The following is a 25,064-nucleotide window of genomic DNA, read 5'->3' on the forward strand; positions in this document are numbered from 1 at the left end:
CCCGCCGGGTCGCGAAGCGGCCCCCTGCAAACGTCCCAATAAGCCGAGTGGCCTGATTTACAACGGCTTCGCAGTCGAACAGGAGCAAGCTCCCTCGCCACAGATTCAGTGTCCGGAGGGAGTTAACGGGACAGGCCGAGCAAATGACTCATCGCCGTCTTCAGCTTCATCGGCCGCACCGGTTTGTGCATCAAGGTGTGCCCCAGCTCGCGAATCTGCAATTTGAGCTCATTGCTGTAGTTGGCGGTGATCATCATCGCCGGAATGGCTGAACCGCGCCGGGCGTTGATCCGGGCCACCGCATCCACGCCGTTCTGCTCGTCATCCAAGTGATAGTCGGCGATCAGCAAGTCCGCTTCTTCATGGTAGTTATCCACCTGCCGCGCCAGGTCCTGCTCCGACAGCGCCGTCACCACCAGGCACCCCCACCCTTCAAGCAAGGTGCGCATGCCGGCGCAAATCGCCGCGTCGTTGTCCAGCACCCACACCCGCGCGCCACGCAGACGCTCGAGCATCGGCTCACTCATCTGCAGGCTCGGCGGCGCCATGGGTGCCGTGGCGCTCAGCGGTACTTCGACGGAAAACATCGAACCCTTGCCCGGCCACGAACGCACGTGAATGCGGTGCCCGAGAATCCCGGCAATTTTCTCGACAATCGCCAGCCCCAGGCCCAAACCACGATCCTGATCCGGACGCTGCACATCGCCACGCTTGAACTCCTGGAAAATCTCTTCCAGACGGTTATCCGCAATGCCCATTCCGCTGTCCCAGACTTCGATCGTCAGCCGCTGATGATGACGCCGACAACCGAGCACCACCCGGCCGCTGTAGGTGTAGCGAATCGCGTTGCTCAACAGGTTGCGCAGGATCCGCGCGAGCAATTGAATGTCGCTGCGCACCAGCGCCGAACACGCGATGAAATGCAGCTCAAGCCCCTCACTGCGGGCCACTTGGGTGTACTCGGCGGCGAGATTTTCCAACAACTCGCTCAAGGCGAACGGCGCAATGTCGGCCTTGATCACCCCGGCATCGAGTTTGGAAATATCCACCAGGGTGCCCAACAGGTTTTCCACGTCCTCCAGGGAATTACTGACATTGCGCACCAGAATCTCGTTGGCCACCGGTTCCCGGCGTTCGAGCAAGGCACTGGTAAACAGTCGCGCTGCATTCAGTGGCTGCAACAAGTCATGGCTGACGGCGGCGAGAAATTTGGTTTTCGACAGGTTGGCCTGTTCGGCTTCGAGCTTGGCTTCGCGCAGGCGTGATTCAACGCGCCGACGCTCATCGATCTCGCGCAGCAACTGGTCATTGAGGTTCGTCAGTTCCGCCGTGCGCTCACGTACCCGCAGCTCAAGGTTCTGATAGGCCTGGTGCAGCGCCTCGGCGGTGCGGCGGCGCTCGGTGATATCGCGGATCAACACGAAAATCCCCACCACCTCTCCGGTGGCCAGCCGATTCGGCACATAGGAGCGCAGCATGTAGCGCTCCTGATTGTTGATGTTGGTTTCGGCGAACTCGAACGTTACGCTTTCACCGGCCAATGCCCGGGCCACGTAGGCTTCCAGCCGCTGATAATGTTGCTCGCTGTGCACCTCGCGCAGGCTCTGCCCGAGCATCACGCCGCGCGGCCAGCAGTACCATTCTTCGTAGACCTTGTTGGTGAACTCGTAGACCAGATCGGCATTGAGGTAGGCGATCAGTGCCGGTACGTGGTCGGTGATCAGGCGAATCCAGCGCTCGCTTTCACTCAGCGCTTCGGCGTGCTGGTAGCGTTCGGTGATGTCGGTGAAGGTGTTGACGAAGCCGCCGGTGGGCAACGGATGGGTGCGGATTTCCAAGACCCGGCCATCGTAAAGGCGCTGCTCGCATTCCTGCACCGGGCGCCCGTTGCCGTCTCGACTGGCCGGGGTCAACAGGTTCAACTCGCTGTCGGCGATCACTTCGGCGAACGGCCGATGCGCTGCCACCGGCGCAAGGCCGCTGAGTTCAAGGAAGCGCCGGTTCCACAACTCCAGAATGCCGTCGGCGTTGACCATCGCCACGCCTTGGGACAGGTTGTCGACCGCCCGTTGCAGCAAATGGGATTTCTGCGCCACCGCCTGCTCGCGGCGCACCGTTTCGCTGAGTTTGACGTCGGTAATGTCGGTGAACAGGATCACCCGCCCGCCCTCTTGCGTCGGCCGTTCGCTGACTTGCAGCCAGCGACCGTCCTGCAAACGGAACAGCAGATTTTCGTCCGCCTGCCCGCGCGGTTCTTCGGTGAACAGGCCGGTGGACAGCATCAGCCGCTTGACCTCAGCCAGGCGCATGCCGGCGTTGATCCGCACCCGACTGTTGCCCCAGAACGCCTTGAAGCGGCTGTTGAACAGCACGATTCGCTGGTCGGCATCGAACAGTACAAAAGCGTCGGAAATGCTCTCGATGGCGTCGATCAGGTGTTGATGCGCGGTTTCTGCACGCAAGCGCGCTTCGCTGAGCAAATGATTGCCCGACTTGAGTTCGGCCATGGCCTGGTTCAAGGCGTCGGTGCGCTCACGCACCTGTTCGGCCAGCACCACCGAATGCTGGAACGCCGCGTACGGGTCGTTGCCGCGGGTGATACCGGATTCGATCCGTTCGATCAGCGCGCCATTGATGCGCTGCAGTTTCTGGTTTTCGTGTCGCAGGCTGGCGACTTGCGCCTGAAGCTCAACGATGTCCAGGGGACCGGCCTCGGGCAATGGCAACCCCGGTGAAGGTCTGGTTGATGTGCATGCCATTGAACTGTTCTCCGTAGGTGTTGAAACCCATCACCCGCTGGTCCCGCAAAAACGTACCGATCTGCTCGAGGCTGCCGCCGTCTTCCAGTTCCAGACGCCTGAGAAAACAATCGCAGCCGATGGTCAACAACAGGTCACCGAGGCGGTCCTGCAAACCCTCGAACAGATTTTGCAGGTTCGGCAGCATCGGGCCCGGCGTCATGACCGTGAGGACGATGCCGTTTTCCACCGCGCAGTAGAAACTCAGGCTCAGGTCCGGATGAACCTGCTGGATTGCCCGTACGTAGTACTGATCGTTGATCCGCACCGCCAGCGGGTGGGCGGCGAAGACCCGGTGATCGAGCTCGGCGACGGGCACGCCGATGTGCCGGGCGTACTCCTCGGCGGCGGGTTCGGCATTCAGTTCGAACACCCGGCGCGAAGCACTGTCGGCGCCAGTGACCACCAGTTTTTCCGCCCGCGGCAGGATGTGGTGGGTGGTGAAGACTTCGAAATCCAGCCAGGTGTTGACCAGCACCACCACCGCCGCGCCACTGTGAAACTCGCCATTAAAATAGACGTGGGTATGGGTCAGGTAATTGTCGTCGCCGGCCGAACCACCGAAATGCGGGATGTCGCCCAACGCTGCGCTCAGCGCTGCGAGGACCATTTCTTCACGGCTGGACAAACCATCCAGCAGGGTCAGGGCAAAACTGTTGCCCTTGATCGGCGCCAGGGTGTTGCTGCGACAGCCACTGACCAGACGCTCGACCATTTGCTGGGCGTCGATCAGGCTGAATCGCTCCATCTCGTCGATCAGTTCGGCGTCGATGGAAAAATGCCGATGGTCGAACCCCACTGCCGTCACGCAGTTGCGACCGTAGCCCAGCGGGGTGATTTCACCGGCGCTGGTGCAGCCGACCAGGCGAATACCGCCGAAGCTTTGTTGCAAGGCCTGACCCAGCGCCTGCAAGTCGTACTCGGCGGAACAGAAAAACAACACGAACCCCAAATGCGGATGCAACAGTTGCCGCGCCAGTTCTTGAGCCACCTGTTCGGCATCGGTCGACTGGGACATTGCACTGACGACACCTTCGCTCTGGACCTGCTGCATCGTCGCCTCCCGCAGGTGCGCATGTATGAGGTTGGAGTGTACGAAGGCCAGGGGCTGCCACGTATGCTACTTGGGTAGCGGTCAGGCGGTTCGATGGGATGAGAGTCGGACATCAAAGGCTGGTCGCTGAAACATTTGTGGCGAGGGAGCTTGCTCCCGCTGGACTGCGAAGCAGGCCCGGAACCGGCCGATGCGCGACCAGAACCAGGGTCGCTTCGCGCCCCAGCGGGAGCAAGCTCCCTCACCACAGATGATCTACATCGCCAGCGGTTACCAGGTCAGCACCGCCCCCACTGCAAAGGTGTCGGTGTCTTCGTTCTGCGCGCTGGTGTCGTGACCGTTGATTTCGAACTGGTTGTACTCGGCCACCAGCTTCAGGTTGTCGTTGACGTCATGGAACAGCGCAATGCCACGAGTCTCGTAGTCTGCGCCGCTGCCGACCACGCCGTTGCCATCGTCCTTGGTCTTGCCGTAGGACAAGGCCAGGCGGTTTTTCCCCAGTTTGTAGGAGCCCTGCAACAGGTAACCGTCACTGTCGACGTTGCGCAACGTCGGTTCGCCGGCGTTATTGGTGAAGAACGGGTTGATGCCCTTGGCCTGGAAGCCGGAACCGGTCAGCGACAACCCGCCCATTTTCGCTTGAACGCCATAGCCGACGCCTTTGGAGGTGACGGACTGCACCGTGGAGTCGGTGTTGTCCGACGTCTGGTAGCTGCCGTTGACCCAGCTGTAAATCTTCGCTCCGGCGACGTCGAACTGATAGGTGATCTCGCTCTCGGTCCGCGGGTTCTCCTGATACGCCTTGCCCGTCGGGCTGCTGTCGTTGGTGTCCACCGGGTCCATGATCCCCACCGCCACCCGCAAGCCGTCCATCACCGGGGTGCGATAGGTGATCTGCGAGGTCGGGAACGGGTACGGATAACCGCTGCCGATGTTGCCGAACGACACCCCGCCACCATCCACCAGCCCCAGGGTATCGCTGACCTGACCGTAACCGGCGAGCAATTCATCGAGCAGGATGTTGGAACGGGCAAACAGGCCGAAGTCCTTGCCGATCAGCACTTCACCCCATTCAGGGTTGGCCACCGTGCCGTAGAACTGCCGCACATCGATAGCCGTGTCGGTGCCGTTGGTTTCGCTGTCGTTGATCGTCACCCAGAACGACGCCCGGGCGCCGAGCTTGAGATCATCGACCTGCTTGCCCATGTTGAAGCCCAGGTAGTTGGGCAGAAAGCCCATTTTGACCCGCGCCTGTCGACGATCGTATTGATCACCGGCACGGTCCACATCACTGTTCACGTAAAACGCGTTGATATAGCCGTCGGTGGAAAATGTGGTCTGGTCCTTGTCGTACAGCATGATCTCGGCTTCGGCCATTGAGCTCAAACCGAGGGTCGACAGGCCGGCGATCAAGGCTGGCAAGTAACGATGCTTGAAATTCTTATTGTTGTGCATGACGCGCTCCGCAGCGGGGGACTGGATGTCGGAGGCGATTATCGAAAGCTGACCGGCGGCGTCATACGCTGCCTTGGAGGGGGTATTGAAGTGCTTTGGCGTGGCGGGTGGAGTGCAGCAAATTCGGCGTAAGACCGGGCCACGACGAGGGCCCGGAACTTAGGGTGTAAGACCGTTAGACACCCGCTCTGAACAGCATGTAGGCCGCGACCACGACGCAGACGCTGGCGAAGCCGACCTGCAGGACCCTGGCCGGGACTCGAGCGCACAGCTGTCGGCCAATGATCATGCCGACCACGCTTGCGATGATGAATGCCACGCCCAGGCCATCGATCCGCACCCCGGCATGAAACGCACCGATCATGCCGATGGCGGAAATCAGGCTGATCACCATCAGGGACGTCGCCACAATCCCGCGCATCTGCACATCGGTCAGTTGCTTGAACGCCGGGACGATCAGGAACCCGCCGCCGACCCCGAGCAGACCGGAAACCACACCGGTCACCGCGCCCAATGCCGCGAGAGTCGCGGTGCACTTTGCCGTCCAGGAAAAGCGTCCGGTCTGTTGATCGAGCATGCAGTTTTTCTGGCCCCAGTTGGCGTGCCCGTGGTCGCTCGGGCCTTCGTCCTGGCGCTCGCGGCGCAGCATCCGCCAGGCCACCATGACCATCAGCAGGCTGAACAGAATCATCAGGATCTTTTCCGGCAACTGATGGGCGAAGTAGATGCCGACCGGAGAAAAAATCGCCCCCAGCAATGCAATCAACAGCGCTGCGCGATAACGCACCAAACCATGGCGCAACCCGTCAATCGCCCCGACCGCCGCCGCGCTTCCCACCGCAAACAAGGCGACGGGTGCCGCCTGAGTCATGGTCAGACCCAACCCCAGCACCAGGGCCGGAACCGCAAGAATGCCGCCACCGGCACCGGTCAAGCCGAGGACCAGGCCCATGACCACACCAAAAAAACTTGCCAGCAACATAGAACGCTCGTAATCCATGACAAAAGCCGGGAACGCCCGGTATCGATGACTGACAGGATAGAACCCGCGCAGCTTTTTACATCAATTGAATTGTTGTAGGGCTGGTCAGCGCAGGGAAATTGACACTACCCTCAAGGCTTGTCCCAAAAGAAACGGCCACCATGCCCGCCTTGATTGAAGCCTTCCTCGACCCAGCCTCGTCGACCTACAGTTACGTGATCTACGAAGCCGACGGCGGCCCGTGTGCGATCGTCGACCCGGTGCTCGACTACGACCCGGCCGCCGGACGCACCGCCACCACCCAGGCCGATAAAATCATCGCTTTCGTGGGTGAACATCAGTTGCAGGTGCAATGGCTGCTGGAAACTCACGCCCATGCCGATCACTTGTCCGCCGCGCCGTATCTGCGCCGGAAGCTGGGCGGCAGAATTGCGATTGGCCAGTCGATCAGTAAGGTTCAGGGGGTGTTCAAAAGCCTGTTCAATCTTGAACCGGAATTTGCGGTGGACGGTTCGCAGTTCGATCATCTGTTCGCCCCGGACGAATCGTTCATGATCGGAAACCTCAAGGCCAAGGCCCTGCATGTGCCCGGTCATACCCCGGCGGACATGGCCTATCTGATCGGCAACAGCATCATTCTGGTGGGCGATACCTTGTTCATGCCGGATGTAGGCACCGCGCGCTGCGACTTCCCCGGCGGCAATGCCAGCCAGTTGTTTGCCTCGATCCAGAAGTTGCTGGCGTTTCCGGCCAGCGTGCGGCTCTACGTTTGTCACGACTATCCGCCTGAAACGCGCGAGCCCCAATGCCAGACCACGGTCGGCGAGCAGCGCAAGAGCAACATCCACGTTCACGACGGCATCGACGAAGCCGCGTTCGTTGCGATGCGCACCCAGCGGGATGCGGGGTTGGGCATGCCGACGCTGTTGCTGCCGGCGATTCAGGTGAACGTGCGGGCGGGGCATTTTCCGCCGGCTGAAGAGAATGGCGTCATATACCTGAAGATCCCGATCAACAAGCTCTGAAAATCACAATCAAAGAATCGCAGGCTCCTGCAGGATTCGGTGTCACGGCGTATACCGTCAATGTAGGAGCGGCGAAGCCTGCGATCCTTTGATTTTCAATTGGCCAGTGTCAACCCATTCGCCGGCAACGGCAGCGCGGTTTTATAACGCACCTGCTTCAGCGCAAAGCTCGAACGGATGTTGGCCACGCCGGGAACCTTGGTGAGGAAGTCCATCATGAAGCGTTCCAGCGACTGAATGGTCGGCACCAGCACCCGGATCAGATAATCCGGATCGCCTGCCATCAAATAGCACTCCATCACTTCCGGGCGATCCGAGATCGCTTCCTCGAAATGCTGCAACGCCTCCTCCACCTGTTTTTCCAGGCTGACGTGAATGAACACGTTCACATGCAACCCCAGCAGATCGGCGTCCAGCAGCGTCACTTGCTCGCGAATCAGGCCCAATTCTTCCATCGCCTTGACCCGGTTGAAGCACGGCGTCGGCGACAGGTTCACCGAGCGAGCAAGGTCAGCGTTGGTGATGCGGGCGTTCTCCTGGAGGCTGTTGAGAATGCCGATGTCGGTACGGTCCAGTTTGCGCATGAGACAAAACCACCTGTTTTTTATGTTTATGCAGATTTTTTATCCTCAAATGATCTCAAGCGCAACGAAACAGAGAGAAATATTCTTCTTGGCCGGGCCTATGATTGTTGTAGGACAAGATTTCCTCCACAGAGGAATGACGGTCAGCTCACTACAAGAAATTCACAAGATCGAGCGTAGAAGCCATGAACCAAGCGTACGAACCGCTGCGCCTGCACGTTCCCGAACCTTCGGGCCGCCCAGGCTGCAAAACCGACTTCTCCTACCTGCGTCTGACCGACGCTGGCACGGTGCGCAAACCCGCCATTGACGTAGAACCCGCCGACACCGCCGACCTGGCCAAGGGTTTGATTCGCGTGCTCGACGATCAGGGCAATGCCCTCGGTCCATGGGCCGAAGGCGTCCCGGTCGAGATCCTGCGTAAAGGCATGCGCGCCATGCTCAAGACGCGGATCTATGACAACCGCATGGTTGTCGCTCAACGCCAGAAAAAAATGTCGTTCTACATGCAGAGCCTTGGCGAAGAAGCCATCGGCAGCGGCCAGGCCCTGGCCCTGAATGTCGATGACATGTGCTTCCCGACCTACCGTCAGCAAAGCATCCTGATGGCGCGTGAAGTGCCGCTGGTAGACCTGATCTGCCAACTGTTGTCCAACGAGCGCGATCCGCTCAAAGGCCGTCAGTTGCCGATCATGTATTCGGTCAAGGATTTCGGCTTCTTCACCATTTCCGGCAACCTCGCCACCCAATTCGTACAAGCCGTAGGCTGGGGCATGGCCTCGGCGATCAAGGGCGACACCAAAATCGCCTCGGCCTGGATCGGCGACGGCGCCACGGCTGAATCCGATTTCCACACCGCCCTCACCTTCGCTCACGTTTACCGTGCGCCGGTGATCCTCAACGTGGTCAACAACCAGTGGGCGATCTCCACCTTCCAGGCGATTGCCGGCGGTGAAGCGACCACGTTTGCCGGTCGTGGCGTCGGTTGCGGCATTGCCTCCCTGCGGGTCGATGGCAACGATTTTGTCGCGGTCTACGCCGCCTCTGCCTGGGCCGCCGAACGCGCCCGCCGCAACCTCGGCCCGACCATGATCGAATGGGTCACCTACCGTGCCGGCCCGCACTCGACATCCGATGATCCGTCCAAATACCGTCCTGCCGACGACTGGAGCTACTTCCCGTTGGGCGATCCGATTACGCGCCTCAAGCAGCACCTGGTGAAAATCGGCCACTGGTCCGAAGAGGAACACATTGCCGTCAGCGCCGAACTGGAAGCTGAAGTGATCGCCGCGCAGAAAGAAGCCGAGCAGTACGGCACCCTCGCCGGCGGCCAGATTCCGAGCGCCGCGACCATGTTCGAAGACGTCTACAAAGAGATGCCGGAGCACTTGAAGCGCCAGCGTCAAGAGTTGGGGATCTGACATGAACGATCACAACAATAAAATCGAGTTGGAAACCGCCATGACCACGACCACCATGACCATGATCCAGGCCCTGCGCTCGGCCATGGATGTGATGCTTGAGCGTGACGACAACGTCGTGGTGTTCGGCCAGGACGTGGGCTATTTCGGTGGCGTGTTCCGTTGCACCGAAGGCTTGCAGAACAAGTACGGCACCTCCCGCGTATTCGACGCACCGATCTCCGAAAGCGGCATCGTCGGTGTTGCCGTGGGCATGGGCGCTTACGGTTTGCGCCCGGTGGCCGAAATCCAGTTCGCCGATTACGTCTACCCGGCGTCAGACCAGATCATTTCCGAAGCCGCCCGCCTGCGTTATCGCTCGGCCGGCGAGTTCACCGCACCGATGACCCTGCGCATGCCGTGCGGCGGCGGCATCTACGGTGGCCAGACCCACAGCCAGAGTATCGAGGCGATGTTCACTCAGGTCTGCGGCTTGCGCACGGTCATGCCGTCCAACCCGTACGACGCCAAAGGCTTGCTGATCGCCTCCATCGAAAACGATGACCCGGTGATCTTCCTTGAGCCGAAACGCCTGTACAACGGCCCGTTCGATGGCCACCACGAACGTCCCGTCACCCCGTGGTCGAAACACCCGGCTGCGCAAGTGCCGGACGGTTACTACACCGTGCCGCTGGACGCGGCTGCCATCACCCGACCAGGCAAGGACGTGACCATCCTGACTTACGGCACCACGGTCTACGTATCGCAAGTCGCCGCGGAAGAAACCGGGATCGACGCTGAAGTCATCGACCTGCGCAGCCTGTGGCCACTGGACCTGGAAACCATCGTCAAGTCGGTGAAGAAAACCGGCCGTTGCGTGGTCGTTCACGAAGCCACCCGTACTTGCGGCTTCGGCGCCGAACTGGTCGCCCTGGTGCAAGAGCATTGCTTCCATCACCTGGAAGCGCCGATCGAACGCGTCACCGGCTGGGACACCCCCTACCCGCACGCGCAAGAGTGGGCGTATTTCCCTGGTCCGTCCCGGGTGGGCGCGGCGTTGAAACGGGTCATGGAGGTCTGAATGGGCACGCACGTTATTAAAATGCCGGACATTGGCGAAGGCATTGCAGAAGTTGAACTGTCGGTGTGGCACGTCAAGGTCGGCGACATGGTCGTCGAAGATCAGGTGCTGGCCGATGTAATGACCGACAAGGCGATGGTCGACATTCCTTCGCCGGTGCACGGCAAGGTGATCGCGCTGGGCGGTGTGCCCGGCGAAGTCATGGCGGTGGGCAGCGTCCTGATCAGCATTGAAGTCGAAGGCGCGGGCAATGTTAAAGAGTCGGCTCAGCCTGTGGCTGCTGCCGTGAAAGAAGCACCGGCGCCGAAAGTCGAAGCCGTTGTGGAAAGCAAACCAGCCCCTGCTGCGGCGCCACGAGCAGCCGTATGCCAAGGCCCGATGGTGGCTCGCGAAGCCGATGAACGCCCGTTGGCGTCCCCGGCCGTACGCAAACATGCCCTTGATCTCGGCATCCAGTTGCGTCTGGTGCGTGGCACCGGCCCTGCCGGTCGCGTGCTGCACGAAGACCTCGAGGCCTATCTGGCGCAAGGTCAGTCGAATGCATCGACCGCCACTGCCGCATACGCACAGCGCAACGACGAAGAACAAATCCCGGTCATCGGCATGCGTCGCAAGATTGCCCAGCGCATGCAGGACGCCACGCAACGCGCTGCCCACTTCAGTTATGTCGAAGAAATCGATGTCACGGCCGTGGAAGAGTTGCGCGCACACCTGAATGAAAAACACGGCGCGACCCGGGGCAAGTTGACACTGCTGCCGTTCCTCGTCCGTGCGCTGGTCGTCGCCCTGCGCGACTTCCCGCAGATCAACGCCCGTTACGACGACGAAGCCCAGGTCATCACCCGCCTCGGCGCGGTGCATGTGGGCATCGCCACCCAGGCCGACATCGGCTTGATGGTGCCGGTGGTGCGTCACGCTGAAGCTCGCAGTTTGTGGGACAACGCTCAGGAAATCTCCCGTTTGGCCACCGCCGCGCGCACTGGCAAGGCCGCTCGCGATGAACTGTCCGGCTCGAGCATTACCCTGACCAGTCTCGGCGCGTTGGGCGGGATCGTCAGTACGCCAGTGCTGAACCTGCCGGAAGTGGCAATCGTCGGCGTCAACAAAATCGTCGAACGCCCGATGGTCGTCAAAGGCCAGATCGTGATCCGCAAGATGATGAACCTCTCCAGTTCCTTCGATCATCGCGTGGTCGATGGCATGGACGCGGCGCAATTCATCCAGGCCGTGCGTGGCCTGCTCGAACAACCCGCCACCCTGTTCGTGGAGTAAGACATGCAGACTTTGAACACCACGTTGCTGATCGTCGGCGGCGGCCCTGGCGGTTATGTGACGGCAATTCGTGCTGGCCAGCTGGGCATTTCAACCATATTGGTGGAAGGCGAATCGCTGGGCGGGACGTGCCTGAACATCGGCTGTATTCCATCGAAAGCCTTGATTCACGTTGCCGAACAATTCCATCAGACTCAGCACCACAGCAAAAACTCGGCATTGGGCATCAGCGTTTCCGCGCCGACCCTCGACATCAGCAAGAGTGTCGAGTGGAAGGATGGCATCGTTGATCGCCTGACCACCGGCGTCTCGGCGCTGCTGAAGAAAAACAAGGTTCAGGTCATTCAGGGCTGGGCGAAAGTGATCGACGGCAAGACCGTTGAAGTCGGCGACACACGGATTCAGTGCGAGCACCTGGTGCTGGCCACCGGATCGAAAAGCGTGAACCTGCCGATGCTACCGATTGGCGGGCCGATCATTTCCTCCACCGAAGCCCTGGCGCCGACTGCTGTACCGAAACGCCTGGTCGTGGTCGGCGGCGGTTACATCGGCCTGGAGCTGGGGATTGCCTATCGCAAGCTCGGTGCCGACGTCAGCGTGGTCGAGGCGCAGGATCGTATCCTGCCGGCCTACGACGCCGAACTGACCCAGCCTGTTCACGATGAACTGAAAAAACTTGGCGTGAAGCTTTACTTGAAACATAGCGTCCAAGGCTTTGATTCTTCTAGCAATACTCTGCAAGTTCTTGAACCGGGTGGCGACACGATGAACCTGGAAACCGATCAGGTGCTAGTGGCTGTGGGCCGCAAACCGAACACTCAGGGTTGGAACCTCGAAGCGCTGAATCTGGACATGAATGGCTCGGCGATCAAGATCGATAACCGCTGCCAGACCAGCATGCGTAACGTTTACGCCATCGGCGACCTGAGCGGCGAACCGATGCTTGCACACCGGGCCATGGCTCAGGGCGAGATGGTCGCCGAGTTGATCAGCGGTAAAACCCGCGAATTCAACCCGACCGCTATTGCCGCCGTGTGCTTCACCGACCCGGAACTGGTGGTAGTCGGCAAGACCCCGGACGACGTCAAGGCGGCGGGCCTGGACTGCATCGTTTCGAGCTTCCCGTTCGCGGCCAATGGCCGGGCGATGACGCTGGAGTCGAAAAGCGGCTTCGTGCGAGTCGTCGCTCGTCGGGACAATCATGTGATTGTCGGTTGGCAGGCGGTCGGTGTGGGTGTTTCGGAATTGTCGACCGCGTTTGGCCAGAGCCTGGAAATGGGCGCCCGGCTGGAAGACATTGCGGGCACGATTCACGCGCATCCAACCTTGGGTGAAGCGGTGCAGGAAGCCGCGTTGCGTGCTTTGGGGCATGCGCTGCACCTGTGATTCAGAGAAAAGGATGGCGGCAGAGATGGCCCCATCGCCAGCAGGCTAGCTCCCACGTTTGGAATGCGTTCTCCTGTGGGAGCTAACCTGCTGGCGATTTCTTGAGGCCAACCCGATTTATCTGCCTGTCATCCGATAGTCCGGGCTGCGAAACAGGCCCGGAATGAAGTATTGTTGTCCCCATCCAAAAAACGTCAGAAGCCTTGAACCGTTTCGGCGGTTGTTAAGTGATAGAGGGTGTCATGGGTAACGAAAGCATCAATTGGGACAAGCTGGGTTTTGATTACATCAAGACAGACAAGCGCTATCTGTCGCACTGGCGTAATGGCGAGTGGGACAAAGGCACCCTGACCGAAGACAATGTGCTGCACATCAGCGAAGGCTCCACTGCCCTTCACTATGGCCAGCAGTGCTTCGAAGGCCTGAAGGCCTATCGTTGCAAGGACGGCTCGATCAACCTGTTCCGCCCGGACCAGAACGCCGCACGCATGCAACGCAGCTGCGCCCGCCTGCTGATGCCACAGGTGTCCACCGAGCAGTTCATCGAAGCCTGCAAGGACGTGGTCCGTGCCAACGAGCGTTTCATCCCGCCTTACGGCACCGGCGGCGCGCTGTACCTGCGTCCGTTCGTGATCGGCGTGGGTGACAACATCGGCGTGCGTACCGCACCGGAATTCATCTTCTCGATCTTCTGCATCCCGGTCGGCGCTTACTTCAAGGGTGGCCTGACCCCGCACAACTTCCTGATCTCCAGCTACGACCGTGCCGCTCCACAAGGCACCGGCGCGGCCAAGGTCGGTGGCAACTACGCCGCCAGCCTGATGCCAGGTTCCCAGGCCAAGAAAGCGCATTTCGCCGACTGCATTTACCTGGACCCGATGACCCACACCAAGATCGAGGAAGTCGGTTCGGCCAACTTCTTCGGGATCACCTACGACAACAAGTTCGTGACCCCGAACTCGCCGTCGGTCCTGCCGGGCATCACCCGCCTGTCGTTGATCGAGCTGGCCAAGACGCGTCTGGGCCTGGAAGTGGTTGAAGGCGACGTGTTCATCGACAAGCTGTCCGACTTCAAGGAAGCCGGCGCTTGCGGCACGGCTGCCGTGATCACCCCGATCGGCGGCATCAGCTACAACGACCACCTGCATGTGTTCCACAGCGAAACAGAGGTCGGCCCGGTTACCCAGAAGCTCTACAAAGAGCTGACGGGCGTACAGACTGGCGAGATCGAAGCGCCAGCAGGCTGGATCGTCAAGGTTTGATCCAGCGCTTCAGGCACTAAAGAAGCCCACCCCTCGCGAATGCGTCGGGTGGGTTTTTTGTTGGCCGGCCGTCTTTCAGCGCCGGTCACTTGCAGGCGAATCACCTTGCGCCCCCACCTGTCCGGAATCCTTTTCGATCCGCGCAAACAACCACTCGACAAACACTCGTGCCTGCGCCGTCACATCCGGCGCAACACCGTAGTAATAACGCGGCAACGGCATCCGCAACTCGGGCAATGGGCAAATCAGGCGACCGCTCGAAAGGTGGGCGCCCAGCAAAGAGGTCGGGCACAAGGCGATGCCCTGCCCATCCACGGCGGCCTCAAGCACCAGGTGCATGTGATCAAACTGCCGGGTGAGCTGAGCGGCTGACTGGGTTTGACCAAAGTGCAGGGCCCAATTGTGCCAGTCTTCGCGACGCGCCTTGGCGGTCAGTAACGTGTGCCGCCCCAGGGACGCGAGGTCCTCAAGGGCCTGGCGCTGGATGAGCGAGGGTGCCGCGACCAGCAACAGCTCGTCTTCGAAGAGGGCTTGCGCCTCAATCGCCGGGGCCCAATCGTCACGACCACGGCGTATGACGATGTCAAACCCGTCGCGTGCATGATCCGGTGCCTGGGTCTGGGTGATCACCTGCGGCGTGATGTCCGGGTGCTGCGCAATGAAATCCTCCAGCCTGGGCATCAGCCAGAGCATGGCAAAGGAGGGACGGACATTGATCTTCACGGTCGGCAGCGACGCATGGTGTTTGAGCGCAGCGGCGGCGTTGGCGATCTGCGCCAGCCCGGCACTGACTTGTTCATAAAAGCGCTGACCGGCTGGCGTCAGCACCGATTGGCGGATACGCCGCTCGAACAGCAGCACCCCCAAGTGTTCCTCAAGCAATTTGATATGTCGGCTGACGGCACTGTGACTGACATGCAGCTCCTCGGCCGCCAGGCTGAAACTCTGATAACGAGCAGCAACAGCGAAAGCGCGCACAGCATTAAGCGGTGGTAGTTGATTAATCATGCGTCTAATTTAGTCACCTATGCGCTGCATTTAAAGAGTTTGTCACGCCCACGTCGTCGCGCCAATCTGCCTGCACCACCTGACGGAGCAAGACATGAACAGCTACGGACTCTTTCTACTGTTTGCCACCCTGACCATTTTGAGCCCAGGACCTGGCGTGGTGCTGACCCTTTCCAACGCGGTGCGCCACGGATGGACAGGGGCGGTGCCGGGCATTCTGGGGATCGCGTCGGGGGCGTTTGTCGTAGCCACCATCAGCGCCACGAGTGTCGGCCTGATCCTCGGCACCTCCGCCAATGCCTTTACCGTATTGAAATACGCAGGGGCCATCTATTTGTTGTACCTGGGTTACAAAAGCTGGCGCTCGGATCGTTTCAGTATGCAGCTTGAAACGCGCCCCTCAAGTCCGGGCTATCGCTTCCTTGAAGCGGCTTCCATCCAGTTCTTGAACCCCAAAGCTGTGTTTTTCTTTCTGGCGGTGTTCCCGCAATTCATCGACACCTCGGCGCACTTCTCCACCCAGTTCTTCAAGCTCGTCGCCTCCTACGCCGTACTGGTTGTTCTGGTGCATGGCAGCTATGCCTTGCTCGCCAATGCCGCCAAAGGCTGGTTATCGAGCGCGAAAGGTTCCTGGCTGGCGGCGAAAGTCTCGGGCGTGACCTTCGCCGGTTTCGGCGTACTGATGGCCTCGGCCAATCGTTAAGGCACAGAACTGGCGATCGCGCGGCGCTTGGGCTCGGTGGACGCAGGCTGTGCTGTCGTGACCTGAACCGGCAGTTCAACGGCAAACCGGCTGCTGAATTCCTTTCGCCCCGTTGCCGTCAACGTCAGCGCGCGGCTGTCCAGATCCTGAGTCACCCATTTGCGCTGGATCGCCGTCTGCAGCAACGCCGCCCCCAGTGAACCGCCCAGATGCGGCCGGCGCATGCTCCAGTCCAGGCAGGGACAGGCGAACCGCCGCCTCAGGGTGCTCAGGTCCTTGACCTCAATGCCCAATCCTTCAAACAGCGCTTCGCCGCTGTCGCTCAGCCGATAGGCCTGCTCATCGGTGTCCAGCAACCAGCCGTTTTCCAGCAGCCGGTCATGCAACAACACCGCCAGCGTGCCGGCCATATGGTCGTAGCACGTGCGGGCAAATTGCAGGCGGTCCGGCGTGCGCGGGTTGAAGGTCGGCGCCGTGTTCTGGCCGATCACCATCAATGCTTCCAGTGCCTGGGCCACGCGCTTGTCCGCCAGGTTGTAGTAGCGATGGCGCCCCTGAACATGCAGGCGCACCAGCGCCAACTCCTTGAGCTTGGCCAGGTGCGCGCTGGCGGTGGAAGCGCTGACCTCGGCAATCGCCGCCAGCTCGGTGCTGGTGCGGGCGTGGCCGTCCATCAATGAGCAGAGGATCCTGGTCCGCGCCGGTTCCGCAATCGCGGCGGCCACTTGAGAAACGCCGATGTCGTGTTGTTCTACGTTCATATTTCGCTCCCGGACGAATCAAGGGCCATTCGGACTGGAGATAGTAGCAACACTTTTTCAACCACGAACAAGGCTGCGCCCCATGGACCCGATCATCGCTTTGACTCACGCCGATCCTTATCCTTATTACGCGCAATTGCGCGCTCAAGGTGGGCTGGTTTTTCACGAAGGACTAAAGCTGTGGGTCGCCAGCAGCGCCAAGGCTGTGGCGGCGGTGCTCGCGCATGCTGACTGTCATGTGCGGCCGGCTCATGAGCCGGTGCCCAAGGCCATTGCCAGCGGTGTGGCCGGCAAGGTCTTCAGTCAGTTGATGCGGATGAATGAAGGCGAACGCCAGCGCTGCCCGAGGTCGGCCATTCAACCAGGGCTGGCGATGATCGACAGGGATGAGATCACTGCGCTGGTCGGCGCGCGATTGATCAGTGCGGATGCCGATGGGCTGCACAAGGCGATGTTCCGTGGCCCGGTGTGCGTGGTGGCGGCCCTGCTGGGGTTCACGCCTGCGCAGGGCCGGATCGTCAGTGAGCTGACCGCGGAGTTCGTCGCGTGCCTGTCGCCCCTCAGCGATCAGGCACAACTGGACGATGCCCATGCGGCGGCGGAACAGTTGAGCGGTTATTTCGTTGAATTGCTGGATGACCCGGACCATCAAAGCGCCTTGCTCGCCGGTATTCGCCAGCGGTTTGCGGCGGGTTCCGCCGACAGCGATGCAATGATCGCCAATCTCATCGGCCTGCTCTCCCAGACCTATGAGGCTACCGCCGGGCTGATCGGTAACGCGTTGTTGGCGTTGATTCGAAACCCACAGTGGCTGAGTGATTCGATCAGCATTGACGACCTGGTAGCTGAGGCCCAGCGTTTCGATCCATCGGTTCAGAACACCCGCCGGTTTGTCGCCGCCCCCTGTGAAATCGAAGGTGTGAGCCTGCAGCCCGGCGATGTGATTCTGGTGCTGCTGGCTTCGGCCAATCGTGACCTGCAGCTCAATGATCAGCCTGATACCTTCATGTTCGAGCGTCCGCAGCGTCACAGCTTCACTTTCGGTTCGGGACGTCATCAATGCCCGGGCCAGACGCTCGCCCTGAACATCGCCAGCGCCACATTGGCGCAGATCCTGGCCTTGAAACCCTTGCTGGGCCGATTGACCTGGCACTACCGCCCTTCCCTGAATGGTCGAATTCCACTGTTCGCATGAAGGGCCAATTAGTTACATCAGGTTAAAGGTGAAATGACTGGCGATGCGTTTATCACGACGGACTTTCTCCATAGAGTCAGGCTGATAACAGTCAGCGAGGCGCCATCGATGCAAACCCAACTGGACAAGTCCCTGAGTGCTTTTGCGCGAGCAGACCTCCTGCAAGGTCCAACGCCCATTCAGCGCGCCGAACGTCTCGAACAGCTGTTGGGCCTGCAGACCCGGGGAATCCGCCTGTTTCTCAAGCGCGACGATCACATGTTGCTGGGCGGTGGCGGCAACAAGCTGCGCAAACTCGAATTCCACATCGGTGCCGCGCAGCAGACCGGCATCGATACGGTCATTACCGTGGGCGGTGTGCAGTCCAACCATGCGCGACTGACCGCGGCGGTCTGCGCGCGTCTGGGAATCGATTGCGAATTAATCCTCACCCGCTCGGTGCCCAAATCCGAGGTGGATTACGAACTCAACGGCAACGTGCTGCTCGACCAATTGTTTGGTGCACAGCTGCAAGTGCTGGCCGCAGGCACCGACTCACTCGCCCGGGCCGAGGCGCGAGCGGCGCAACTTCGGGAATCGGGGCGCAAGGTGCTGGTGATATCCATGGGCGGCTCAACCCCGCTGGGCAGTCTCGGCTATGCGCGTTGCGCAGCGGAAATCGCGGAGCAGGAGACGGCGCTCGGCCTAACCTTCACCCAGGTCGTGGTGCCCAACGGCAGCGCCGGCACCCACGCCGGGCTCGCGACCGGTTTCCAGTTGCTGGGCCGAGGCACATCCCTCGTCAAGTCTTACTCGGTGTTATCGGATCGCGACTCGTCAGCGACCCGGACCCTGAAACTGACCCGGGACACCCTGGCTTTACTGGGCAGCAACGCCCTCGTACCGCCCGAGGACATCGTGATTGACGGCAGTCAGCTGGGCGATGGTTACGGTCTGCCGACCCAGGCCATGCAAGACGCCGTACGCCTGATGGCGCGCGCGGAAGGTCTGTTGATCGACCCGGTGTATTCCGGCAAAGCGTTTGCGGGCCTGTTGGCCGATCTGAAACAAGGTCGTTTCCGTGACGGCGACAACGTGCTGTTCGTGATGACCGGCGGGACGCCTGGGTTGTATGCCTATCGGGAAACGTTTCAGGATAAAAAGCCGATCCTCAAGAAACAGGAAGAGTCTTAATGACTGCAAAAGCAGTCACTAAGACTCTTCAATGACTTAGTCAAAATAACAACACCCTCCGTGCAAACCGCAATCTGCAAGGCTTTTGGCATTGGCCCGTTTTTTGAAGACGTTCTCGCGCGCTCGATTGGCCTGCGAACGCACCAACCAAAAAACAGGCTGCCCATGAGTAAAAGGATTGCTGCATGCACAATGAATTTCAGAATCGCCTGGCGGTCGTCACCGGCGCGAGCTCCGGCATTGGCCTGGCCGTCACCGAACGCCTGCTGGAACAGGGCGCTCGCGTCTTGGCAATGTCACGCCAGCTCGGTGGACTGGCGGGATTGGCGGAACGCTTCAGCGACCAGTTGGCCTGGGTCGATGGGGATGTGACCCGCCAGGAGGATCTCGACCGGTTAGCCGAGCGCGCCAAAGTCCTGGGACCGGTGGATTTCGTGGTCCCCAACGCTGGCATCGCGCAACTGGCCGATGGCCTTGATGTTTCAGCTTTCGACCGGCAATGGGCAGTGAACGGTGCAGGGGCGCTGAATACCCTGGCGTGCCTGCGCAGCCACCTGGCCGATTCCGCTTCAGTGGTATTCATTGGCACGTTCCTGGTCGGAATCACCTTTCCCGGCCTGGCCGCTTACATCGCCTCCAAGGCAGCACTGATCGCCCATGCACGAACCCTGGCGGTTGAGCTGGCCCCCTTCGGAATCCGCATCAACACCGTCTCGCCCGGCCCAACGGCGACGCCGATCTGGTCGACCTTGGGGCTCAAGACCGAAGAGCTGGGTGACGTTGCCACCGCGGTCAACCTGAGGCTGCTCGATGGAAAATTCCTCGAAGCCGCTGCGGTGGCGGACGTGATCCTGTTCCAGCTGAGTCGCGGTGCTCGCAGCGTGCATGGGCAGGACTGGATTGTCGACAGTGGTTACACGCTGCGATAAGGCGTTTCAGCTGATGTGGGATCAATCATCCCGCGTCAGCACTTCCAGCAATTCAATCTCGAAAACCAGGTTCGAATTCGGCGTGATCTTGCCCATGGTGCGCTCGCCATAGGCGAGGTGCGCCGGCACCAGCAACTTGCGCTTGCCGCCGACCTGCATGCCCATGATCCTCTGATCGTTTCGGCCCAGCGTATAGCGACAAGCTGAGATTGAGCGAGGAGCTTCATTTGTAACAACAGCTCGAACTTCAGAACCGTCTTACATCAATAAAATACCGTTTGATATAGCGTCCGCATCGCTTTCAGAAGATGAATCAAGGACGCTCATGGCTCGCAATACAGACATACCGAGGGTTCAGAATCCACCTTCAGGCGACGGACACCATGTCACAAGCCGCTACATGACTGCCACAGAACTAGCAGCGCGCGAAACCAGACAAAAAACTTATGACGATATGTTGTCCCGACAACAGGCATATGAAGACCACCTCATAAGACGGCCTCAACAAAAGGGCCAGCTCAGTTCCAAGGGATGTGTGTTCGCCAAAAGCTGCAACCTTCCCGACGGCGTAATCAACCACGACAACCCAGCAGGGTTTGTCCCTGTGGAGAGGCTGGCCGATTACGGAAAGTTCTCCCTGCTGGGCGGGCGCGAAAGGGACACACAGGGAAACATCCCTCTAAAAAAAATCAGTGGCAGTGCATTACCTGCTGCACTGGGAACACTTCTCCTAGGCGGGGTTGGTGCTGCCAGCACCGGAACAAGTGCTGCTGGTGGAGCAGTTGTCGTTACGGGAGGCGTTGCTGTTGGAGCATTGACTGGGGTGGTGGCTCTGCTTTGGCCCTCAAGTCTGGGGGACAGTTCCCTTTACACAGAAGAACAGCTCAAGTCGCTCGACGAAGGCCGGACCCGTGTCCGACTGCATCTCGAACAACAGGCCGATGGCACCTTAAGGGGATACGGATACAACACCCAGAAGCGTAGCGATTGGGAAATGATTCCTGTAGTGCGATTCGTAGCTCATGGCTCTCAGCAAGTGGCTGAATTCGGCAACGGGACAAGACTGATATGGACTCCAGCCATCGACCCGACCAACACGTCAGGAATCCCAGCTTTAGAAGGTGCCCCACAAGCTCCGAACATCTGGATTTATCCGCCTACTGAACAGGCAGACAGCATCATCGTAAACCCGATCTATCCTCCCGAGTACCGTGACTTCATCCTGGTATTTCCTGCCGACTCCGGTATCAAACCTCTTTATATTGTCTTAAGTCTGGAGTTTGGTGCGGCTAGTTACCATGGCAAGACGGACACTCCGGTCAAAAGTAAGGGCCCCACGAATGGACAGGAAGCACTGGAGAACTCGGTTCAGGTGAAACCTACATCCCCACGCAGGATTGGCGTTGATCCGGACACAAATGAGTTCGTAGTCTTTGATCGTACGGGAGGAGACGTTTATCACGGCCACGTCAGACCATGGGATAAACTCCACCAAAATATGAAAAATGCGCTGATCAAAGCTAAGAAGACAGACAACAAGGGCAATACTCTGGGGAAAAACAAGTGAGCCTTCTTTATCAAGATCCATCAATGAGCCACGATGAAGCGACGAACCTCCTTACCAGCGACGTAAATGCAAATGTTATTGCGGCATTGCTTTCCATTGGTCTGAATGAAGAAGACAGAATATGGGCTCAGAACACTTGCCTTAAACACCTCACGAGTGAGGTGGAATCGGTTGCAGCGTCCGCTGTCACCGCACTCGGCCATCTAGCCCGCAGGCATGGCGAGCTAGATAGGAAACCGGTGCTTCTAGCACTCGAAAACGTCAAGAACAAATTTCCCGCCCTGGAAGGCATCGTTGCGGATACCCTCGACGATATCGACGCATTCACCTGAGTCGCCAAAAGAAAGTTTTGTCGTTTCAGCTAATACGGCAATCAATCATCCCGCGTCAGCACTTCCAGCAATTCAATCTCGAAAACCAGGTTCGAATTCGGCGTGATCTTGCCCAGGGTGCGCTCGCCATAGGCCAGGTGCGCCGGCACCAGCAACTTGCGCTTGCCGCCGACCTGCATGCCCATGATCCCTTGATCCCAGCCCTTGATAACCCTCCCGGTGCCAATCACACACTGGAAAGGCTTGCCTCGGCTGTAGGAAGAATCGAATTCGGTACCGTCTTCCAGCCAGCCACGATACTGGGTGGTGATCAGTGCACCTTTGACGGCGGCTTTGCCATCGCCCGGCTCAATATCGATGATTTGCAGTTCGTCGTTCATGCTTCTACTCGTTTACGGTCGCCCGGTCCGGGGCGCGGACGAAGGTTTTCGCAGAATTCTGCACAGAAGGCAATCCATGGAACCGAAGCCCTTGGCTTCCGCTCACATGAGTATCGACCTCGTGCTCAGCAAAGGACGCTCAGATGACCGATCAACGATCACCGCGCAGTTTCATTCCGCCCTACATTCTCAATCGAATCATCGCCCACGGTTCCGAGCGTCAGCGCTCCAGCGCGATGATCACCTTGACCCACGTGCGCACGCTTCGGCACACGCCGGGTTTGTCGGTGCCTTCTTCCGCTGCGGCGATCCTGCCCACTTCGGCTCAACCCGGTCAGGTCCAGCGCAGCATTCATGATGCGCAAGGCAAAATGCTGCTGCCGGGAATGCCCGCGCGCCTTGAAGGCCAGCCCGCGACGGGCGACGCAGCGGTTGACGAGGCTTATGATGCAATGGGTGCCAGTCACGATTTTTTCTGGAAGGTGCTGGGGCGCGACTCCATCGACAATCAGGGTTTTGCGCTGATCGGAAGTGTGCATTACGGCCAGAATTACGAAAACGCATTCTGGAACGGCGCACAAATGGTCTTCGGGGACGGCGACGGCGAGATCTTCGAGCGCTTCACCCGCTCGCTGGATGTGATCGGCCACGAACTGAGCCACGGCGTGATCGAAAGCGAAGCCGGCCTGGTCTATGCCAACCAGTCCGGGGCATTGAATGAGTCGATATCGGATGTTTTCGGGGTGCTGATCAAGCAACGCGTGCTGGGTCAGACAGCCGCAGAGGCGGACTGGCTGATCGGCGCTGACTTGCTGACGCCTCGCATCAAGGGCGTCGGTTTGCGTTCAATGGCTCATCCGGGCACGGCTTACGACGACCCGCTGCTCGGCCAGGACCCGCAACCGGATCACATGCGCAAGTTCGTCATCACTCAGGAAGACAATGGCGGTGTGCACATCAATTCCGGCATCCCTAATCGAGCGTTTTATCTGGTGGCCGAAACCTTGGGCGGATTTGCGTGGGAGAAGGCCGGGCGCATCTGGTACGACACGCTGTGCGACAAACGTCTGCCCGGCGAAGCGTCGTTCGAGCAGTTCGCGCAACTGACCGTTGCCCACGCTCGCAACCGCTTCGGCACCGACGAAGCCCGAGCGGTAAAACACGGATGGGCCGAAGTAGGTGTTAAACCGAGTCAGGAGGGTTCATGAAAACGCTGCCAGCATTGGGCGATGAAACCGTCGTTCGTCTGTCCCGTCAGGGTGGTTTCGCGAGGGTCCACGCCTTGACCCGCCCCCGTGAAATCGAGTTCACGCACTGCGATCTCGATCAGCGCGCGCGTATCTGCACGTTGCTGGAGGGTTGCCTGCCACTGGCCCGGGAGTCTTGCGGTCAGGGCGATCAACGCTTCTATCAAATCGAAGTGCGCTCGCGCGTCAATGATCAGGGTGGTGGTTGGGTGCTGAATGTTCCCGAGGATCAGGCACCGGGGGAACTGGTGCAGTTGTGGGACAAAGGTGTACTTCTTCAGGGGGGACCGTGCAATTGAGCAAGCGCTTGAACTAACATAAACACACCTTTTCGTGTGATGGCACGCCATGATGGCAAACCCTGAATGAATTTTGTCTGGACCAGCGCAGCCCTCGGCTCATTAGTAGTTGCCCTGATCATCCTGCTGATCTGCCGCGAACGCTCGCAGCAAAAGCAGTTGGCCGAGTACCGTGCGTTGATTACCAACCTGTCCGAACGACAAACCATCCACCAGGATGGCGACGCCGAACGCTTCAAACGCAGCCAGTATTTCGCCAGGATCGGCACCTGGGACTGGGATGTCGACACCGACCGGCTCTACTGGTCGGAAGCGATCTACGGCATGTTCGGCTTCAAGATCGGCGAAGTGACGCCCTCCTACGCCTTGTTTTGCGCCTGCGTGCACCCCGACGACCGGGTCAGGGTGCGGGCCGGTGAGCTGCGTTGCCTGGAAACCGGCGAGAATCATGACGAGGAATACCGGGTGATCTGGCCCGACGGCACCGTTCGCTGGCTACGCGAGACCGGCAACGTGGTGAAGAACGATCACGATGAAACGATCAAGATGATGGGCGTGGTCCGTGACATCACCGAGGAAAAAGCTTCCGCCAGTTACTTGCAGCACCTGGCCCACTTCGATCCGTTGACCGGCCTGCCCAATCGATTGGTGCTCGAAGAACGCCTGTCCCAAGCACTGGAGCAGGCGCGAATCACTGCCACGCGAGTAGCCCTGGTGTTCGTCGACCTCAATGGTTTCAAGGCCATCAACGACCATTACGGCCATGCCGCCGGTGACCGCGTACTCGTCACCACCGCCACGCGCCTGAAGAAGATCCTGCGCGCAACCGACACCGTCGCCCGCATCGGCGGCGACGAATTCGTGGTCATCCTCCAGGGCCTGCCTCAAGGTGGCTGCCTGCAAGACGAAGCCCGACGTATCTGCCAGAAAATTTTCGTCGAACTCTCACCGCCAGTGACCATCGGCAACGACCATCGCCACATCGGCACCAGCCTGGGCGTCGCGGTGTTTCCGGACCATGCGCCGAGCATGGACCGGTTGATTCATATTGCCGACCTGGCGATGTATGAGGCAAAACGCAGCGGGAATAACCAGTATCGGCTGGGTGAGCAGACGTTGAGTCATAGTCGGGTTGAGTGAAACTGTTCAGTCGTAACCTTGGCCATAGGCA

The 25,064-nt window shown here is 59.8% G+C and carries 23 protein-coding genes and 1 pseudogene; 15 read left to right on the plus strand and 9 right to left on the minus strand.

Features of this window, described 5'->3' with window-relative positions:
* Window positions 1-122: 122 nt before the first annotated feature.
* The 4 genes from nahK to ACM6I5_RS30020 all read right to left on the minus strand — a co-directional run bounded on the left by nahK (window position 123) and on the right by ACM6I5_RS30020 (window position 6,289).
* Window positions 123-2,720 carry a hybrid sensor histidine kinase/response regulator NahK/ErcS' gene (gene nahK, locus ACM6I5_RS30005; protein ID WP_017339467.1) on the minus strand — a complete coding sequence of 866 codons (2,598 nt, stop codon included), beginning with the start codon at window positions 2,718-2,720 and terminating at the stop codon, window positions 123-125.
* Entirely contained in the window at window positions 2,689-3,852 is a 1,164-nt protein-coding gene (gene nosP, locus ACM6I5_RS30010) for a nitric oxide-sensing protein NosP (protein WP_414885253.1), read from the minus strand. The genes nahK and nosP overlap by 32 nt, the downstream gene beginning before the upstream one ends.
* Before the next feature lie 270 nt (window positions 3,853-4,122).
* Window positions 4,123-5,307 (minus strand): porin, encoded by a 1,185-nt coding sequence (locus ACM6I5_RS30015; RefSeq protein ID WP_414878459.1) that lies wholly within the window; start codon window positions 5,305-5,307, stop codon window positions 4,123-4,125.
* Between the two features lie 175 nt (window positions 5,308-5,482).
* Window positions 5,483-6,289: a sulfite exporter TauE/SafE family protein gene (locus ACM6I5_RS30020; RefSeq protein WP_414885254.1), complete on the minus strand. Its 807-nt coding sequence runs from the start codon at window positions 6,287-6,289 to the stop codon at window positions 5,483-5,485.
* A 161-nt stretch (window positions 6,290-6,450) separates the two neighbouring features.
* Here ACM6I5_RS30020 and ACM6I5_RS30025 point away from each other — a divergent pair, with 161 nt between their 5' ends.
* A complete protein-coding gene (locus ACM6I5_RS30025) occupies window positions 6,451-7,314 on the plus strand; it encodes an MBL fold metallo-hydrolase (protein ID WP_414878458.1) in 864 nt (287 codons plus the stop codon).
* A 95-nt stretch (window positions 7,315-7,409) separates the two neighbouring features.
* Here ACM6I5_RS30025 and bkdR read toward each other — a convergent pair whose 3' ends face one another.
* Window positions 7,410-7,898 (minus strand): Bkd operon transcriptional regulator BkdR, encoded by a 489-nt coding sequence (gene bkdR / locus ACM6I5_RS30030; RefSeq protein WP_017339472.1) that lies wholly within the window; start codon window positions 7,896-7,898, stop codon window positions 7,410-7,412.
* A gap of 185 nt (window positions 7,899-8,083) precedes the next feature.
* On the opposite strand from bkdR, the gene ACM6I5_RS30035 reads away from it, so the two are divergent.
* From ACM6I5_RS30035 to ACM6I5_RS30055, 5 genes are all read left to right on the plus strand, one after another.
* The gene (locus tag ACM6I5_RS30035) at window positions 8,084-9,319 is read left to right on the plus strand and encodes a 3-methyl-2-oxobutanoate dehydrogenase (2-methylpropanoyl-transferring) subunit alpha (protein ID WP_414885255.1); all 1,236 of its coding nucleotides are present in this window, start codon (window positions 8,084-8,086) and stop codon (window positions 9,317-9,319) included.
* Window position 9,320: 1 nt separating this feature from the next.
* A complete protein-coding gene (locus ACM6I5_RS30040; RefSeq protein WP_414885256.1) occupies window positions 9,321-10,379 on the plus strand; it encodes an alpha-ketoacid dehydrogenase subunit beta in 1,059 nt (352 codons plus the stop codon).
* Entirely contained in the window at window positions 10,380-11,651 is a 1,272-nt protein-coding gene (locus ACM6I5_RS30045; protein WP_414885257.1) for a dihydrolipoamide acetyltransferase family protein, read from the plus strand. It begins immediately after the preceding gene.
* Window positions 11,652-11,654: 3 nt separating this feature from the next.
* The gene (gene lpdA / locus ACM6I5_RS30050; protein WP_017339476.1) at window positions 11,655-13,037 is read left to right on the plus strand and encodes a dihydrolipoyl dehydrogenase; all 1,383 of its coding nucleotides are present in this window, start codon (window positions 11,655-11,657) and stop codon (window positions 13,035-13,037) included.
* Window positions 13,038-13,279: 242 nt separating this feature from the next.
* Window positions 13,280-14,299, plus strand: coding sequence for a branched-chain amino acid aminotransferase (locus ACM6I5_RS30055; protein WP_414885258.1), 1,020 nt, complete (start codon window positions 13,280-13,282; stop codon window positions 14,297-14,299).
* Window positions 14,300-14,374: 75 nt separating this feature from the next.
* On the opposite strand, the gene ACM6I5_RS30060 is transcribed toward ACM6I5_RS30055, so the two are convergent.
* On the minus strand, window positions 14,375-15,307 hold the full coding sequence (locus tag ACM6I5_RS30060) for a LysR substrate-binding domain-containing protein (protein ID WP_414885259.1): 933 nt from the start codon (window positions 15,305-15,307) through the stop codon (window positions 14,375-14,377).
* 94 nt (window positions 15,308-15,401) lie between these two features.
* Between ACM6I5_RS30060 and ACM6I5_RS30065 the strand changes: the two genes are divergently transcribed.
* Entirely contained in the window at window positions 15,402-16,010 is a 609-nt protein-coding gene (locus tag ACM6I5_RS30065; RefSeq protein WP_414885260.1) for a LysE family translocator, read from the plus strand.
* Here the strand turns inward: ACM6I5_RS30065 and ACM6I5_RS30070 are convergent.
* Window positions 16,007-16,771, minus strand: a complete 765-nt coding sequence (locus ACM6I5_RS30070) for an ArsR/SmtB family transcription factor (RefSeq protein WP_414878451.1) — start codon at window positions 16,769-16,771, stop codon at window positions 16,007-16,009. The two genes, ACM6I5_RS30065 and ACM6I5_RS30070, sit on opposite strands and share 4 nt — an antisense overlap.
* A gap of 82 nt (window positions 16,772-16,853) precedes the next feature.
* Here ACM6I5_RS30070 and ACM6I5_RS30075 point away from each other — a divergent pair, with 82 nt between their 5' ends.
* The 3 genes from ACM6I5_RS30075 to ACM6I5_RS30085 all read left to right on the plus strand — a co-directional run bounded on the left by ACM6I5_RS30075 (window position 16,854) and on the right by ACM6I5_RS30085 (window position 20,068).
* The gene (locus ACM6I5_RS30075; RefSeq protein WP_414885261.1) at window positions 16,854-17,966 is read left to right on the plus strand and encodes a cytochrome P450; all 1,113 of its coding nucleotides are present in this window, start codon (window positions 16,854-16,856) and stop codon (window positions 17,964-17,966) included.
* A 108-nt stretch (window positions 17,967-18,074) separates the two neighbouring features.
* Window positions 18,075-19,139, plus strand: a complete 1,065-nt coding sequence (locus ACM6I5_RS30080; protein ID WP_414885262.1) for a D-cysteine desulfhydrase family protein — start codon at window positions 18,075-18,077, stop codon at window positions 19,137-19,139.
* Between the two features lie 185 nt (window positions 19,140-19,324).
* A complete protein-coding gene (locus ACM6I5_RS30085; protein WP_414885263.1) occupies window positions 19,325-20,068 on the plus strand; it encodes an SDR family NAD(P)-dependent oxidoreductase in 744 nt (247 codons plus the stop codon).
* Between the two features lie 21 nt (window positions 20,069-20,089).
* Here ACM6I5_RS30085 and ACM6I5_RS30090 read toward each other — a convergent pair.
* Window positions 20,090-20,245, minus strand: a pseudogene (locus tag ACM6I5_RS30090) (FKBP-type peptidyl-prolyl cis-trans isomerase); the annotation flags it as partial.
* A gap of 148 nt (window positions 20,246-20,393) precedes the next feature.
* Here ACM6I5_RS30090 and ACM6I5_RS30095 point away from each other — a divergent pair.
* Together ACM6I5_RS30095 and ACM6I5_RS30100 are read left to right on the plus strand one after the other, a co-directional pair.
* On the plus strand, window positions 20,394-21,635 hold the full coding sequence (locus ACM6I5_RS30095; protein ID WP_414885264.1) for an S-type pyocin domain-containing protein: 1,242 nt from the start codon (window positions 20,394-20,396) through the stop codon (window positions 21,633-21,635).
* 23 nt (window positions 21,636-21,658) lie between these two features.
* Window positions 21,659-21,967 carry a hypothetical protein gene (locus ACM6I5_RS30100; RefSeq protein WP_414885265.1) on the plus strand — a complete coding sequence of 103 codons (309 nt, stop codon included), beginning with the start codon at window positions 21,659-21,661 and terminating at the stop codon, window positions 21,965-21,967.
* 41 nt (window positions 21,968-22,008) lie between these two features.
* On the opposite strand, the gene ACM6I5_RS30105 is transcribed toward ACM6I5_RS30100, so the two are convergent.
* Window positions 22,009-22,347, minus strand: a complete 339-nt coding sequence (locus ACM6I5_RS30105) for an FKBP-type peptidyl-prolyl cis-trans isomerase (protein ID WP_414885266.1) — start codon at window positions 22,345-22,347, stop codon at window positions 22,009-22,011.
* A gap of 143 nt (window positions 22,348-22,490) precedes the next feature.
* Here ACM6I5_RS30105 and ACM6I5_RS30110 point away from each other — a divergent pair, with 143 nt between their 5' ends.
* The 3 genes from ACM6I5_RS30110 (at window position 22,491) to ACM6I5_RS30120 (ending at window position 25,033) form a co-directional block, all read left to right on the plus strand.
* Window positions 22,491-23,555, plus strand: coding sequence for a M4 family metallopeptidase (locus ACM6I5_RS30110; protein ID WP_414885267.1), 1,065 nt, complete (start codon window positions 22,491-22,493; stop codon window positions 23,553-23,555).
* On the plus strand, window positions 23,552-23,893 hold the full coding sequence (locus ACM6I5_RS30115; protein WP_414878446.1) for a protealysin inhibitor emfourin: 342 nt from the start codon (window positions 23,552-23,554) through the stop codon (window positions 23,891-23,893). The genes ACM6I5_RS30110 and ACM6I5_RS30115 overlap by 4 nt, the downstream gene beginning before the upstream one ends.
* Before the next feature lie 66 nt (window positions 23,894-23,959).
* On the plus strand, window positions 23,960-25,033 hold the full coding sequence (locus tag ACM6I5_RS30120) for a diguanylate cyclase domain-containing protein (protein ID WP_414885268.1): 1,074 nt from the start codon (window positions 23,960-23,962) through the stop codon (window positions 25,031-25,033).
* The last annotated feature ends 31 nt before the right edge of the window (window positions 25,034-25,064 follow it).

This window comes from Pseudomonas sp. IT-P171, from assembly GCF_949767765.1.
Lineage (GTDB): Bacteria > Pseudomonadota > Gammaproteobacteria > Pseudomonadales > Pseudomonadaceae > Aquipseudomonas > Aquipseudomonas fluorescens_B.